At 47.1% G+C, this 15,225-nt stretch carries 16 protein-coding genes; 5 read left to right on the top strand and 11 right to left on the bottom strand.

The window, feature by feature from the left end:
- Positions 1-85 precede the first annotated feature (85 nt).
- Both ACLVWR_RS12700 and ACLVWR_RS12695 read right to left on the bottom strand, forming a co-directional pair.
- Positions 86-943, bottom strand: coding sequence for a hypothetical protein (locus ACLVWR_RS12700; RefSeq protein WP_413581022.1), 858 nt, complete (start codon positions 941-943; stop codon positions 86-88).
- Between the two features lie 82 nt (positions 944-1,025).
- The gene (locus ACLVWR_RS12695) at positions 1,026-2,726 is read right to left on the bottom strand and encodes an NAD-dependent malic enzyme (protein ID WP_413581021.1); all 1,701 of its coding nucleotides are present in this window, start codon (positions 2,724-2,726) and stop codon (positions 1,026-1,028) included.
- A gap of 123 nt (positions 2,727-2,849) precedes the next feature.
- Here ACLVWR_RS12695 and ACLVWR_RS12690 point away from each other — a divergent pair, with 123 nt between their 5' ends.
- Positions 2,850-3,596: a substrate-binding periplasmic protein gene (locus tag ACLVWR_RS12690; RefSeq protein ID WP_413581020.1), complete on the top strand. Its 747-nt coding sequence runs from the start codon at positions 2,850-2,852 to the stop codon at positions 3,594-3,596.
- Here ACLVWR_RS12690 and ACLVWR_RS12685 read toward each other — a convergent pair.
- Positions 3,593-4,399 carry a hypothetical protein gene (locus tag ACLVWR_RS12685; RefSeq protein WP_413581019.1) on the bottom strand — a complete coding sequence of 269 codons (807 nt, stop codon included), beginning with the start codon at positions 4,397-4,399 and terminating at the stop codon, positions 3,593-3,595. The two genes, ACLVWR_RS12690 and ACLVWR_RS12685, sit on opposite strands and share 4 nt — an antisense overlap.
- Before the next feature lie 275 nt (positions 4,400-4,674).
- Between ACLVWR_RS12685 and ACLVWR_RS12680 the strand changes: the two genes are divergently transcribed.
- Complete coding sequence (locus ACLVWR_RS12680) at positions 4,675-5,067, top strand: hypothetical protein (protein ID WP_413581018.1); 393 nt, start codon at positions 4,675-4,677, stop codon at positions 5,065-5,067.
- 528 nt (positions 5,068-5,595) lie between these two features.
- Here ACLVWR_RS12680 and ACLVWR_RS12675 read toward each other — a convergent pair.
- Both ACLVWR_RS12675 and msrA read right to left on the bottom strand, forming a co-directional pair.
- Positions 5,596-5,979 carry a SnoaL-like domain-containing protein gene (locus ACLVWR_RS12675; protein WP_413581017.1) on the bottom strand — a complete coding sequence of 128 codons (384 nt, stop codon included), beginning with the start codon at positions 5,977-5,979 and terminating at the stop codon, positions 5,596-5,598.
- Positions 5,980-6,038: 59 nt separating this feature from the next.
- Positions 6,039-6,608, bottom strand: a complete 570-nt coding sequence (gene msrA, locus ACLVWR_RS12670; RefSeq protein ID WP_413581016.1) for a peptide-methionine (S)-S-oxide reductase MsrA — start codon at positions 6,606-6,608, stop codon at positions 6,039-6,041.
- Positions 6,609-6,680: 72 nt separating this feature from the next.
- Between msrA and ACLVWR_RS12665 the strand changes: the two genes are divergently transcribed.
- Positions 6,681-7,253 (top strand): hypothetical protein, encoded by a 573-nt coding sequence (locus ACLVWR_RS12665; protein ID WP_413581015.1) that lies wholly within the window; start codon positions 6,681-6,683, stop codon positions 7,251-7,253.
- Positions 7,254-7,305: 52 nt separating this feature from the next.
- Here the strand turns inward: ACLVWR_RS12665 and ACLVWR_RS12660 are convergent, their stop codons facing one another.
- Positions 7,306-8,595, bottom strand: coding sequence for a beta-sandwich domain-containing protein (locus tag ACLVWR_RS12660; protein WP_413581014.1), 1,290 nt, complete (start codon positions 8,593-8,595; stop codon positions 7,306-7,308).
- Between the two features lie 192 nt (positions 8,596-8,787).
- Here ACLVWR_RS12660 and ACLVWR_RS12655 point away from each other — a divergent pair, with 192 nt between their 5' ends.
- Positions 8,788-9,183, top strand: a complete 396-nt coding sequence (locus tag ACLVWR_RS12655) for a YccF domain-containing protein (RefSeq protein ID WP_413581013.1) — start codon at positions 8,788-8,790, stop codon at positions 9,181-9,183.
- Positions 9,184-9,201: 18 nt separating this feature from the next.
- Positions 9,202-10,668, top strand: a complete 1,467-nt coding sequence (gene cls, locus ACLVWR_RS12650; RefSeq protein WP_413581012.1) for a cardiolipin synthase — start codon at positions 9,202-9,204, stop codon at positions 10,666-10,668.
- A 28-nt stretch (positions 10,669-10,696) separates the two neighbouring features.
- Here the strand turns inward: cls and hisS are convergent, their stop codons facing one another.
- The 5 genes from hisS to ACLVWR_RS12625 form a co-directional block, all read right to left on the bottom strand.
- Positions 10,697-12,016, bottom strand: coding sequence for a histidine--tRNA ligase (gene hisS, locus ACLVWR_RS12645; protein ID WP_413581011.1), 1,320 nt, complete (start codon positions 12,014-12,016; stop codon positions 10,697-10,699).
- Positions 12,017-12,057: 41 nt separating this feature from the next.
- A complete protein-coding gene (locus ACLVWR_RS12640) occupies positions 12,058-13,194 on the bottom strand; it encodes an MBL fold metallo-hydrolase (RefSeq protein WP_413581010.1) in 1,137 nt (378 codons plus the stop codon).
- Between the two features lie 42 nt (positions 13,195-13,236).
- A complete protein-coding gene (locus tag ACLVWR_RS12635) occupies positions 13,237-13,779 on the bottom strand; it encodes an SRPBCC family protein (protein WP_413581009.1) in 543 nt (180 codons plus the stop codon).
- Positions 13,780-13,948: 169 nt separating this feature from the next.
- On the bottom strand, positions 13,949-14,206 hold the full coding sequence (locus ACLVWR_RS12630) for a hypothetical protein (protein WP_413581008.1): 258 nt from the start codon (positions 14,204-14,206) through the stop codon (positions 13,949-13,951).
- Positions 14,207-14,324: 118 nt separating this feature from the next.
- Positions 14,325-15,203: an alpha/beta fold hydrolase gene (locus ACLVWR_RS12625; protein ID WP_413581007.1), complete on the bottom strand. Its 879-nt coding sequence runs from the start codon at positions 15,201-15,203 to the stop codon at positions 14,325-14,327.
- Positions 15,204-15,225: the final 22 nt, after the last annotated feature.

The following is a 15,225-nucleotide window of genomic DNA, read 5'->3' as shown; positions in this document are numbered from 1 at the left end:
CAAATAGAAATTCACTCGAAACTAGAGCACAGGTTCTAGGCTTGGGGTATATATGACTTCAGGCGGTAACGCCTCTGGCCAAGATTTAGCTCGCTTTGTCGGCAAGCAGACGCTGACAGCGATCCAGGATTGTGGCTCGTATGCGCTCACGGTGTTGAACGAATTCAGGCAACTTTGTGTTTTGCACAATCTTAAAGAGCTGCACCACCCGCAGTAATTCAATCAGACGCGGTTTTTGTGGTCCCCGTGAAAGAGGATACTTCGGCATTTCCAGGTTTTCTTCCGCCGCTTCCATCACCGCCATTGTCCAGTCGATTTCAGTCTGCGTAAGATAAATCCCAGGGATCAACAACGGGCGATCGCGATGCTCGGACTCTTCCTGTGTCAGCTGCGCACTCAACATTCGCAGCTCACCCACGATGCGTGTCATTTCGGCGTCGTGATTTCTGCCATAGAGTTTAAAGACCGTCTTTTTCCAGGCTTCACAAAAATCATCGAAATCAATATTGGATGACTTTTCAAACAGCGGTGGATGAGTAATGTAGTTAAGTGTTTTGGTGATCACATCCTCGGCAATAACCAGGCTCGTGTACTTGCCCCCTACACGCAGCAAATGATGAGTCCAACTTGCCAGTGACGTCAAAGAGCGATTGTCGACCAGGCCATTTCTGAAGTTTAAATGGAATTCCTCAAAAGTCACAGACGACATCGGAGCATCCAGCACCTTATCCATGGCGCTTTTCTTGCGGTCGTGCTTTGGCAGCTGATAAAACAAATTCAGTTTCTTTTGAAATTTCTCAAATGTATCACTCCACAGATTTTCACTCTGACAGGATTTATAAAGCTGAAAGGCCTTTGCCGGACTGGGCTCGGCCTCATCCAGCAAGGAATTAATTCTTTCAACCAAAGTGCGTGGAAACGTGTGCCAAAGATCCTGAATCATAGATCTCAGTCTAATGGCAATGAAAGAGAATTTCTGAAATTTATATTTCGTCGAACTTTTTGACGGCCTGACTGCGACTCGCTTAAGTCGCAGCTCTGTGGCGGTAATCGCGGTACTCGGGCTTCCAGAAGTTTTTTTCAATGGAGGCCAGCAATTCCTCATCAGTGGTAGTGATCGCCACTCCGTCGGATTGCGCGGCCTTCCCTACTTCGAAGGCAATCTTGCGGGAAACTTCGGCAATATCCTTCAGTTCCGGCAACAAGGCCCCATTGCCATCGGCCGCCATCGGCGAACAACTCGCCAATGCTTCACTTGCTGCCATCAACATCAGGTCTGTCACACGGCGGGCCCCTGAGGCAATAACACCCAAACCCACACCTGGGAAAATATAAGAGTTATTACATTGAGCGATCGGAAAAATCCTGTCTCCGAAAGACACCGGAGCAAACGGACTTCCGGTTGCAACCAAAGCCGCCCCATCCGTCCAGCGAATAATATCCTCTGGCAGTGCTTCCACGCGGGAAGTTGGATTAGAAAGCGGCATCACGATCGGACGGGCACAGTTGGAGTGCATCAAACGAATGATCTCTTCTGTGAACAGTCCCGGTTGGGCGGAGGCACCGATCAAAACCGTCGGTTTTGCCTGACGAACCGTTTCTAAAAGTGAAATCTCACCTTCCCCTATGTTCCAACTTTGCAAACTTTCCGAGGACTGAACCAACGGAGCTTGGAAATCCAAAAGATTTGGCATTTTGTCAGTCAAAAGACCAAAACGATCCACCATGAAAACCCGGGCCCGAGCATCGACCTCACTCAAACCTTCAAGCTTCATTCGGGCAATAATTTGTTCCGCGATGCCACATCCTGCAGACCCGGCGCCCAAAAAGACCACTCTTTGATCGCGAAGGTGTCCACCGGCTGCGCGACTTGCAGCGACCAGACTTCCGACCACAACTGCGGCCGTCCCCTGAATATCATCATTAAAGCAGCACAGCTCATCGCGGTATCGTTTCAACAACGGGGAGGCATTCTTTTGAGCGAAGTCTTCAAATTGCAAAAGAACATCGGGCCAGCGACGCTTCACTGCTTCAATAAAAGCATCCACAAAGGCATAGTACTCTTCACCAGAGATGCGCGGATGTTTCCACCCCATGTACAGGGGGTCATTGATCAGCTGCTGATTGTTCGTTCCGACATCAAGAACCACCGGCAGAGTGTATGCCGGACTGACTCCACCGCAAGCGGTGTATAAGGAAAGCTTTCCAATAGGAATTCCCATGCCGCCAATGCCCTGGTCACCCAAACCCAAAATTCTTTCCCCGTCTGTGACAACGATGACTTTTACTTTCTGCTTGGTGACGTTACGAAGCATCTCGTCAATGCGATCGCGATGGGAATATGAAATAAACAAGCCCCTATGAGCACGGTAGATCTCGGAAAAATGCTCACAGGCTTCACCGACAACCGGTGTGTAAATAACCGGCAGCATCTCAGTGATATGATTTACGACCAGATGATAGAACAATGTTTCATTGGTATCTTGCAGATTACGAAGGAACACATGGCGATCCAGGCTGTTTTTAATAACTTTAAACTGACTGTATGCTCTCGCCGCCTGCTCGCTGATTGTTTCAATCTGCTCTGGCAGCAGGCCGTGAAGATTCAGGTTGGATCGCTCTTCTTCGGAAAAGGCACTCCCCTTGTTGAGTAACGAAATATCCAAAAGGAAGGTTCCTGAATAGGGAATGTAAACCGGGCGATTTTGTGAATTTTCTGAATCCATGCGATGCATCCTAGTACGAACAGGTCCAGTTGTACATCTGTTATAAAGCTGATGATAACTCGTATAAGTTCGAGTAAGCAAATAGTTGTATAATTACGACAGTTCTTATTGTAGCTTGGAGTGATGGTGCTGATACATTTGATTTTTGCTGCTTTGATGTTTACATCCGTTTCCGCTGCCTCCGCCGAGACCATTCTCTTGAACGGCGAAGATGACTGGGCCCCCTATTCCTCAGCCACCAAAGACTACAAAGACCTGCAAGGACTTGCCCCTGATATTATTCGTGCGGCTTTTAAGTCACAGGGAATCACCGTCGTATTCCGCCCGATGCCTTTTACCCGCTGCATGAAGGAAGTCGACTTGGGACGATCCTTGGGTTGCTTTGACACTCTGATCAATGCCGAAACCCAGGACCGTTACCTGTTTCACCCGACACCACTATTCAAAGCCGAGATGTATATCTATGGCAAAATCAACAGCAAGCCGGTCACGCTCATCGATCTTGAAGGAAAAAAAGTGGGCGTAACCATGGGTTACACCTACCCGACTAGTTTTATTGAAAATAAGAAGATCCTGCGCGAAGTAGGGCCTACTGAAAAATCCCAGATGCAAAAACTGGCGTCCGGAAGAATTGACTACGCCATCTTGTGGGGACTCACTGGAGAAAAAATTCTTAAGGACAACCCGAATCTCATGTCGAAAGTGAAGGCCGTTGGCAAGGTTTCCCGCGATTCACTTTATATCAACTTCTCTAAAAAACACAAAGATGGCGCCAAGTATGCCGCCATCTTTGAAAAGGGACTTAAAACTATTATCGAAAACGGCACTTACAAAAAAATTGAAGCCGATTTTCAAAAAAGCCTGAATTAGTTCAGGTTACCCAAACGAGCCAGAGCTTTTTGTTGCTTTGCTTTGGCTTCGCTCAGTTTTTGGCGTTTTTGCGCCAGCTTTTCCTGAAGATCTTTTTTCTTGTCGATATTCAACTGAGCTTTTCTGTTATGCTTTTCAGCCTGAGCCAATGCAGCTCTTGTCTGCATCTCAAGGTTTCTTGATTCACGCTCGTAGTTCGCACGGGCTTTTACAAACTGTGCATCAGTTTGTTTTAGCAAAGCTGCCGCTTGGCGCTCTTCATTTTTTGCGCGAGCTAATTTTGCCTGCTCTGTTTTCAATGCCGCATTAGTACGGGCCATTTCACCTTTAGTGGAATTAATAGCCGCCGCCAATTGCAACTTTCTGTCCTGAGATTGATCACGGTCAGAACGGGCTTTGTTCAATTTATCAGTGGCACGAGCCAGTTTGTTCTGAGCTGCTGATTCCTCGGACTCCATTTTACCAATGGCTTTACGAAGAGTGATCGTCTCGCCAATCAAACGTGTTGTCTGTTTGGAGTTTTTAGAGGCATCGGCCTGCAAACGTTTGATTTCACGGCGTGTGCGCGAAGATGTCTCTTTATGTTCAGCGGTGCGGGATTTAAAGTCTGATTTTGCACTTTCAAGCTCCGCAACGGACTCATCGAAACCACCTTGAGCTTCATCCAGATTTGCAAATGCGCTCTCAACTTCAGATTGAGCATCCACTGCGTTGTCTTTAGCCATGGAGGCGTACCCCTGGGAAGCACCGAAAATCATCATCAATGCCGAAGCTGCCAAAACTTTTGTATAATTCTTTGTCATAAATGGTTCCTTATAAAGGTTGATAGCCCTCTCTATCCATTTTCTGTGCCGACAGGTCCTCCCCCGCTCATTTGCAGGAGAGCTATAATCACCACACCGGACCGGGAAATACTTTCCAAAACAAACGACAAAATAGGCACCCCTCGATCCCGGCCTCTCCTCAGATCAAAGTGTCAAAAATTGTGACACACTTTGATCTTTTTCAATAAGTCCACTTGGATTCCTTCAGCGCACCCAATCTGCAGTATAAGGGTGCATCTTTTATTGAGGTGTTTATGAAAATCAGTTCTCTATTAATTGCGGCCACATTATTTTCCTCCACGGCGGCCCAGGCCAAAACAATTTCCTGCAGTGGTATCGACAAAAATGGCAGCACTGTCAGTGTTCAGGTTTCGTTGAATGACGGGATCTCTTTTGACTATAAAACCAAAAAGACAAAAGCTAAAAACTCAGAAGACTATTCTGATGTTTGGACCGCAGACTCTGGTTCCTATCAATTGGCTGAAGCGTCCAATCAATCCATCGTGGGCTCCCTGGGCTCACGCGGAGAAAAATGGGCGAAGCTGACATTGGGTGACTTGGGCAAAGCCAACTCCACTTTTGAATACGATGAAAATGACTCGGGCTTTGAGTACAGCAACCACGTTTCCAAAATGATTTGCCGCTAATACTGTTCCAGCAATAAACCTATTTAAAACCGGACGATGCCCTCGTCCGGTTTTTTATTTGCATTTGCAGATTGTAAAAAAGTTGATCAGTTTTCCAAACATTCACTGGACCAAATTCTGGAATAATCCCTCTAGTATTCTCAACACGATTCGTGATTGATAAAATTTTGTGACGCGAACTCTTTACGTAAGTCTGCGAAATTGCACGATTCAATTCAGAGAAGAAATCGCTTTCAAAAAAAGTGCGCTTTAATTCGAGATCAAGGAGCAGTTTTTCTCCTTTAACCATCGAGAAAATTCGGATTTCGTACGAAAATATGAATGGGATGGCCGCACGGAGGATTCAGGAATGGCTAAAATTAGAGTTAAAGGTTTTCTTACTCTCTCGGGACTATACCTCTTTGTCTGTCTGTTTTATTCGAACTGCACCATGCGTGAAGAGTCTCATGCTCCAACCCATACACCAAGTCAGCTTGGCAGTATGAATCACTAACCACAGCTGACCTGGTTTTTTAAAGCACTCTTAAATCACATTGTATAGAAGAACTCTTCCTTCACAATTTTTCCGTCTTTCACCGTATAGATACCAACTTCCTCCATGGCCCAACGTTTGTTGGTTTCCTTATCAGTGGCATCATAATTAAAGTGAACGGCAAAACGATCCCCGGAAGGAAATGGTCCATCAATTTGTGATGAATGGACTTCCATTTTCTTTTCCCATTCCAGATTTTTCTTCAAGGCGTTTTGTTTGCCGCGGGACTCCGCTGGCATGCCGGGTGTTTCCATGGCCTCACGACTTTCAATATCGTCGGCGTAAAGAGTTTCTATGGCTTCTACGACTTGATTGGATTTACAAAAATTAACGAGCTTTTGACCAACCTCAAGAGTGTCTTTTTGAGCTTGTGCATTCATAAGACCTCCCTTCATATTCGGCCTTATGATACCACAATGAGCTGCGAGTGGACTCCGATTCAAAACTCCACTTTTCTGACGAAGTGACAGGTATAGCCTGCAGGGTTCTTCTTCAGATAGTCCTGATGATAATCCTCAGCTTTCCAGAAATCTCCAGCGGCACCGACCACTGTCGATACGTCCTTACCCCATGCTTTGGACTTATTGACCCGGGCTATGACCTTGTATGCAGTATTTTTCTGTTCTTCGCTTGTATAAAATATTTCGCTGCGATACTGGGTGCCAATATCATTCCCCTGGCGATTCAGCGTCGTAGGATCATGAATTTTGAAAAAATAGAGCAGCAGATTTTCATAGGTGAGTTGTTTTGGGTTGTATTCCACCTTCACAGTTTCAGCGTGATTGGTGGCTCCCGTTTTCACAATTTCATAGGTCGCATTGGGAAGCTTCCCACCCATATACCCGACCTCGGTACTCTGCACTCCAGGGAGCTTCCTTAAGAGATCTTCCATCCCCCAAAAGCAACCACCGGCCAGATAGGCTGTCTCGGTATTTGCCGCCTGAACTGTCACTCCAAAGAACAACGAGAATATGGTCCAGATTGAGATAAAACTGATTCGTGATTTCATATCAGTCATCTTACCACTTTCCCGGCAATCTGATCTTGTGTAAACTGACATACATACGCATGGAGGCAACTCATGAAGCTAAAGACAGCTAAGTGGTTCTTATTGCTTGCAGGATTCGCAGGCACCAACGCAGCTAGTGCTGCATCATTCACTCTGGCTAAAGGTAGTGGTTATCGCATAGAGCCTCTTTACGGGATTGAAACCGTTTGGCGCGACTACCCCACACCCCACCTGCAAACTCGCTCCATGTACGGCTTAAGACTGAGCCTGGGGGTCGATCTCTTATCACTTGAAACAGAATACTCCAAAGCCTCTGACACAGAGGACTTCTCCACGGCGCCCGAGAAAGTGAAAACAGATGATGAGCGTCTTAAAGTGGGCTTAAGCTCCACCTACCGCACTCAGTATTTTCATTTGGGTGGACGAGCTGGGGCACAAGCAACAAAGTCTGTGCGTGAAACCACATCTGGCGGCGTTACAGTGAAGGACGAACGTCCCATAGCTTACAACCCCTATGCGGGTGCTTCGATCGGATTGAATTTTGGACCGGTCAACATCAGTTTAAGTTCGACCGTTGTCTTTCGCGACAATGATTGGGAAAAGAGTGATTTCCAAAATACAATCTCAGCCGGTATCGGTTACTAGAATAGAAAATGCCAGCTTTACGCTGGCATTTTTCATTTAGTCCACAGGTCTTCTATCTTACTGCATGAAACTTCAGGAAGTTGCTATGCTCTGACAAAATAGTCAGATACTTCGCCATTGTTTCTTGCGGGAAGTTTGCCGGATCGTTGTACTTCGTTTGATACTCAACGATCAGCTGGTAAGTTTGTTCGTTATTCAACGACTTTACTTCCACCATCAACTGTTGTTCGGCGATCGAGTACGCATTCGCTGCCATTTCCTGATATACGTTTTTCATCAGGCTTTCAGGCTTGCTAGCCACAAAAAGTTTATAATTACGGTAGCCTTCAGTGTCAGCCTGACGGAAATTCAGATTCTTAGCCGCGATCTCTTTACGATAGTGACCTGGAATCAACTTGCCGATTTTACCGATAGCCACATCATAAAGCTTTCTGGCACGGCTGTCTGGCTTGTTGGCGTCCTGACGTTTTTGGAAATCAAGGGAGATTTTGATCAAAGAATCACTGGTCACAGGACGGCATGCCTGGTCACTTTGAATCGCAGTCAGGAATGTATCAAATGTTTCCACTGCCATTGTTTTGTAACCCACATCCGCTGCACTTTCCGGGCGACTTGCATTGTGACGATCCACGAAGAAGTTTACCAGTGTCAGCATATAGTCCGGAGACGCAAATTGATTTTTGTCTGCCTTCAAAGTTGCGACGAACTCAGCAACATACTTGTTGAATTCCTTCTTAGCATACTTTTCCTGCCATGAGCCCTGCGTACTGCTCTCTGCACGGCCTGCCCAAGTTTGAACTGTATCCAGTTTTTCCTTCAGGACAGAATCAAACTTTTTATTGCATGAATTTTCCTGCTCACGAGAGCCAAACTTTGGAGCTTCCTGACCGGAAACTGCAGTAATATCCAAATTTGCATTGCCACCCATTGCTTCTGCCTGGATTTCGATGGAAGCAATATTCTCGTTCAGACTTAGAATTTCAGATGCCAAAACTGAATCAGAATCCGCGATGGTCACGTTGTTAAACGCTTTAACAATCACGCGCTCACCTTTATCTGTCACCAGATTGACTCCGATCACTTTAACTTTGCCTGCTTTAGGCTTCGCTTTAATCTGAGTCAATGGAATGGGTTTAGCCAAATCCAGGCGATACAGTTGTCCGCCATTTTTGCGACTGACAGAATCAACACGCGCCGAAGCTTCATATTGGTTCTGTGGCAAAATCGCCGCCTCATCACCGCCGTGATTAGAGGTATAGTTTGCAGAACTCGCCTGCACCATTAGTGGTGCCTGACAAAGCACCAATGACATTAAGATTCGATTCGCCTTTTGACGATTCATGATAGTTCCTTTCAGTTTTTAATTAGGCCTTCTGGACCTAGGTCTGTTGGGAGATTTGAATCGCCTTTTGGAAAAATCTCGATGAAAGAATGCATCGGTTGCTTAAAATCAAAAGTGTCTGTGTCAACGAGCAGGGAGGACAAACGGTTGACCACTGGCGCTGATCACCTCATTCTAAACCCCGGGGGAATCATGAACTTTATCTTAAATATTCTATGGCTCTTTTTGGGAGGATGGACGACTGCCATCTCTTGGTTCACCTCGTGCTTATTTATGGTCATCACCATCGTCGGAATTCCATGGGCCCGTGCGGCCTTCAATATTGGCTTGCTGAACCTTTGGCCCTTTGGATCCAAGGTTGCAGACCGGGAACATGTTCGAGGACAAAGTGATATTGGTACCGGCACCCTGGGTATCATCGGCAACATCATTTGGTTCGTTCTGTGTGGCTGGTGGCTGGCTCTGACCCATTTGCTTTGCGCTGCCTTACTTGGCATCACCATTATCGGCATTCCCTTCGCAATTCAGCATTTAAAACTCGCTGGAATTTCTCTTGCTCCTATTGGCAAGGCCATCGTATTTAAATAGCGCACCGAAGGACACCCGATGCTGACTTGGACTTTTGATTTCAATTTTACAAGCTGGGTGCAATGGCTGATTTTCATAGTCGACTTCATTGTGCGTATCTGGATTTGCGCCCGGGTCATTCAGCGTCGCCTTCCAGCATCTGTTGCCTGGGCGTGGCTGGGCCTGATGGTCTCTTTGCCGATTGCCGGTACAATTCTGTATTGGACATTCGGTGAATATCGCCAGGGACATCGCCGCATGAGAAGACTGCGCCGGGTGCAGGACACACTGAATACAATTGCCGCGGCTCAACCGACTGATTCAATTCTAAATGAAGTTCACCAGGGGGACCTTCACCACGCCTGTCAGGCCCTGTTTGGTTTCGCACCCAAAACCGGCAATAACATTGAGCTGCTTAAAGATTCAGATATTGCCCTCAGCAAACTTTCTGAAGATATCGCCTCCGCCCAACAAAGTATTGATATCGAATTTTATATCTGGAGTGATGGAGGCCGCGCTGACAAAATTTCCGCTGAGATTATTGCAGCCGCTCAACGGGGCGTTCGCTGCCGGATCCTGGTGGATGCTATTGGCAGTTCCAAATTTATAAAGGGCGCCAACTACAGAAAAATGAAACAAGCTGGCGTTAAAATGGTGGTGGCACTGCCGTCAGGAATTTTTCGCTCCCTGATCGCACGCCCCGATCTGCGCATGCATCGCAAGCTGGTGGTTATCGACGACGAAATTGGTTACGTCGGCAGTATGAATCTTGCGGATCCCCTTTTCTTTCATCGAAAATCGAAGGCCGCTCCTTGGATTGATGCCTTGGCGCGAATCCAAGGTCCTGCTGTCGAGGATTTGCGAACGGTCTTCCTCAGTGACTGGTGCGTGGAAACCGGCAGTGACTTTGCCAAAGAACTAAAAAAATCGCGCTCACCCGATCATACCCACACCAAGCCGGCATTCATTCAATGTCTGCCCTCCGGCCCTGCCGTCAAATATTCCTCCATTGAACAGGCCCTGCTGATGGCCATTGCCTCGGCTCATACGGAAATAGTCTTTACCACACCTTACTTCCTGCCCAGCGAATCCATGCTTTATGCATTGCTGGCGGCTGCACGCAGGGGCGTTCGCACGGTTCTGATTGTGCCCGCGCGTATCGACTCGCGAATTTCTCATTGGGCCAGCCGGTCCTTCTTTGAAGATCTATTAGCTGCTGGAGTACAGGTCGCGCTTTACAAACCAGGTTTGCTGCACACTAAATCAATCACAATCGATGAAGATGTTTCTTTGTTCGGCTCGGTGAATCTGGATCCACGAAGCTTGCGCATTAACTTTGAAATTACCATCGCCATCTACGACAAAGATTTCACGCAAGCACTGCGAAACCTACAGGATGAATATCTGAATCAATCCGAATATTACACCCTGGAAAAACACGAAGAACGTCACAGCTTGGAAGTATGGGCCGGTGATCTATCACGGTTGGTGGGACCTCTGCTTTAACTTAAGAGCCCCTTTACACCCGACAAAGTTATAATTTAATACGATTCAGCTGCACCAACCGCTGAACCAATTCATTCATCGGCACAGCTTCCTCACTTCTTTCGGCCATGGATTTTAATTTCACCACTCCGGAAGCCAACTCATCTCCACCGATAATAACCGTGTACGGGATTTTACGATCATCCGCGTATTTGAACTGATTCTTAAGTTTCGCGGCATCAGGATAGATATCCACGCGAAGACCCGCGGCTCTCATCTCCAGAGCCAGCTTCATCAACGGTGCTCGCATCTCTGCGCTGAACAGTGGCAAAAAGACGTTAGGTGTGGAGGTGACATTCAATTTTTCGGCTTTCTCCTGCAACAACAAAAACAACCGCTCAAATCCAATGCTGCCACCAAATGCCGGCACCTCTTCACCACCGAACACTTCCAGCAGGCGGTTGTATCGGCCACCACCACCCAACGAACCGGAAAGATCCGGATGTCTTAATTCGAAGATTGTGCCGGTGTAGTAGTCCTGCCCACGCACCAAAGACGGATTGAATTGCACTTTCGCACCCGGAATAGCCGCACTTAAAACTTCAACAAGGGATTTCAAAGAAGATACTGATTCACTCTCGATGGTCATCAGTTTTTCCAGTGAAGCTCCATCCAAAACCAGACGAATACCCTCAGGAACCCGACCGAACTTGGATGTTAACTCTTCCTCAACTCCCGCGCGCTCGACCTTGTCCAATTTATCCAGGGTCACCAGGGCCTCAGCCCACTGCGCCTCTGACAGATCAGAATCCTTAAGAGCTGCAAGCAACCTGCGGTCATTCAGATGAAGTTCCACATTTTCAACCTGAAGACTGGAGAACACTTTCAAAATCGCCGCCATGCAATCCGCTTCGGCCCCGATCTCGCGGGAGCCCAGGATATCGACGTCACATTGATAGAACTCGCGATAGCGGCCTTTTTGTGGGCTGTCGGCACGCCAGACGGGACCGATCTGAAAAACTTTAAATGGCTTTGGCAATTGCTGTTTGAAGCGGGAGTAATATCTGGCCAATGGCAATGTTAAATCAAACCTCATGCCCATATCAGCAAGATTTGCTGCACCAGCTTCAAGAGAGCGGGTCAGAGCCTCGCCCCTTTTTAGAACTTTGAAAATAAGTTTTTCATTTCCAGCGCCCCCACCCTTACCTTCGAGTGTTGCCAGATTCTCAAGAAATGGCATGGCAATCGCCTGGAAGCCATGGCTCAGATAAATTTCAGAAATTCTCTCGATCAGAAAATTGCGGGCCGCAGATTCTTCAGGGGTAAAGTCACGAAAGCCAGAGGGTGGTAGTACAGAAATTTTACTCATCCCTCTGTTTTATCGAATTTAAATACGCCCGGCAACCTCTGTTATTCAGTAGCCGAAGACTTTTCGCGCCACCAAGGTTCACTTGAATAGGAATCGTTCACCGTGACGATTTCACCAATTTTGGGTGTTACCAGCTTCATTCCATTTGCACTGGCTGCGGCACTTAATTTCTCAAGCGGCTCAAACCAGGAATGAAATGCCAGACTGAACATTCCCCAATGGATTGGGAAGTACCTTTTCGCATTTAAATCCTTAAAGGCATTAACTGACTCGTCGGGCAACAAATGCACCTCGCGCCACTTTTCGTTGTATTGGCCGCTTTCCACAAAGGCGATATCAAAAGGCCCCAGACGCTGACCAATTTCTTTAAAATGCGTGTCATACCCGGAATCACCACTAAAGAAAATACGATGCCTGTCGCTCTTGACCACCCAGGATGCCCATAGGGATTTATTCTGATTCCAAATACCACGCCCGGAAAAATGCTGCGCCGGAGTGGCAATCATCTCTATATCCCCGAGCTTCGCTGATTGCCACCAGTCCAACTCTTGAATTCTGTTCTCGGCAATTCCCCAACTTTTCAAATGGGCACCGACCCCGAGAGGAACAACAAACGGAACGTCTTTGTCTTTAAAGAACCGGATTGAATCCATATCCAAATGATCGTAATGGTCATGACTGATAACGATCATGTCGATTTTTGGAAAGCTTGAAAGTGGCACAACCGGATCCTGAAAGCGCTTCATCATAAAACCCAAAGGCCCCGTGCCTGTCGAAAGCACTGGATCGATTAAAACCATCTTTCCTTCGAAATTCAAAAGAATGGTTGAATGTCCAAACCACATCAGCTTCAAGTCATTATTGGGTTTCAGGAATTCAGCAAAGTCAGGTGTGACTTCAGGGAGTTTCTGCTTGGGAATGCGATCCTTGTCACCCCCCAGCAGGAACTCTTTAATTGTTGCAAAGTTCATGGTGCGCTTGCGCATTTCATCCAGGATATTCGCACGACGATTGACGAAAATTCCCTTTTCACGATCGAAGTGCGATGAATTATCAAAAGTATCAGTTTCTTTTTTATCCGGAAGCTTTCCGAAGGATGCCGCACAACTTGTGATCAGCAATCCCCCGGCAACCAGAATCAAAACGAAAATGACAACGAAAGAAATAATCTTCAACATGTGGCCCATCTCCCAAAGCCACATTATAGACTTAACTGATTTCTAATGGCTACGTTTGCTTAAGTAACTTTCCAGTTTATCAAAAGATTCGGACCAGCCCTGAATGCAGTCTTTTTGATATTCATTCGGAATACCCTGTTGGGATAGTTTAAAGCGACTGCCATTGCTTCCATCTGATTCGAACTCAAAAGTAATGTAAGCCATATCCGACCAACCGCCAGGCATCTGTGCCTGATCGGGAGTGATGGCCTTCCCCCTCTTGTCTGCAAACTGGTCGGTCATGACCAAGCGTTCGTTTTCGACGACCTCTTCAAAGCGTCCCGTCATTCCCCCCACAGGACCGGCACCATCGTAGCCATTCATACTAATAAAGTATCTTCCGCCCTCTATCGGTTCCAACTCCACTTGCTCGGCGTGAATTCCATTGGGCCACCACCACTGTTTCAGCGCCTCGGGATTTGTGAAGGCCTGCCACAATTCATGAACAGGAACTGAATATTCTCTTTCAATCTCTATGAGTTTCGCCTTGGTAGTTGAGTCCTTGTGTTCAAATCGAGGTTGTTTCTTTTCTGATGAAGTTTGCATAGCCCCTCCTGTGAACCCATTTTACTCTCGGCACCATTCGAGGCATCAAATACCATGGGGCACTGTCAAAAGTTTGGCCACAAACTCTGCTTCATGACAGCAATGGAGCAGTGGCGAAGCTCATTCATGGTGAAGGTGATGAATTGGTATCCGTGGAGTTTTTTGCGGCCTACTTGCAAACCGCGCGATAGATCACAGTTTTATTAAAGATCATTGCTTCCGAATCACAGATCGTCTGGTTTTGATTGCAATCCGCAACTACGACGATTTCTCCAGCACTGGATTCTCTTACCACTTTATTCGCGTCGCACCAGCTAAGTTGCTGATAAGAATCCGCCTTCGTATAAACTCCTGAATCACGGTCATAAAAGCCAGCCGCCATCGCAGAGCTGGAAATAAGCACAAGGGCACAAATCAATAGTTTCATAAACGAACTCCTTCGCCCCCTTGCATGCAACCCGCATGCAAGGTTGAACACGAACCAGCTCGCCCTGATCATCAAATCAATGCCTAAGAATTTGACATGAGACCTGAAAAGGCCCCCTCTAAGGATTACCTAGAAATTCATTCACAAACCCTGCGGTATATTCCGGAACCTTCGTGACAGCTGAAGACATGGAGGTTTCCCCCAGGAAGTCTCCGTGCCCCCCTGGCACAATCATGAGCCTGGAGCCTTTAATAAGCCTGGACAGGGCGACTGCATGTTCAGACGTTGAAACATCCTGATCTCCCTGAACAATCAACGTTGCCGAGGTGATGGATTTGATTTTTCCATCCGGAATATCCTTAAAAGACCTCATCCGTGCCGCATCCTTGTCATGCATATTGCGAAGAGCTGCTGGATCCGGATTGATTTTCAAATAGGCGTCCTTTAATGATTGCGGCATATCCGCAAAGGTCGCTTTTTTCATATAGTCGAAGAAACCCGGAGCGGCTCCACTTCTTTTGGTAAAAGAAGAAATGTGAACCATTTTGCGAACCAACTGAGGGTGTCTTAGTGTGAGCTGCAAGGCATTGGTCGCACCGTTGCTGAAACCCATGACATCCACCTTGGTAACACCAAGGGACTTCATCAACGCGGCGACATCATCTGCTGTTTGCTCAAATACCACGGGCCCCGGTCGGTCCCCGCTTCGCCCATGAGCCTGTTCATCGATAGCAATAACCGTTCGTTGCGGAGTGAAATACGGGACAATATGCGCCCAGGTGACATCAATGCTTGAGCCCCCACCGTGCAACAATACCAGCGGCACACCAGCTTTATCCCCGTGAATCTCATAATACATGCGCAGGCCGTTGACCTCGTCATACCCCGATCGAACCAGAAGTTTTTTTGACTCTTCCACTTTGCCTCCAGAAGCACAGCCCGACAGAATCGCAGCAGCGACTGCGACGACAGTACCGAATGCCAAATTCAATTTCATCTTCTCTCCTTTGACCTTTTCA

Source organism: Bdellovibrio sp. HCB288 (genome assembly GCF_047305935.1).
Lineage (GTDB): Bacteria > Bdellovibrionota > Bdellovibrionia > Bdellovibrionales > Bdellovibrionaceae > Bdellovibrio.
The sequence above is the reverse complement of the archived record's forward strand: the minus strand, read 5'-3'. Positions and strand labels throughout refer to the sequence as shown.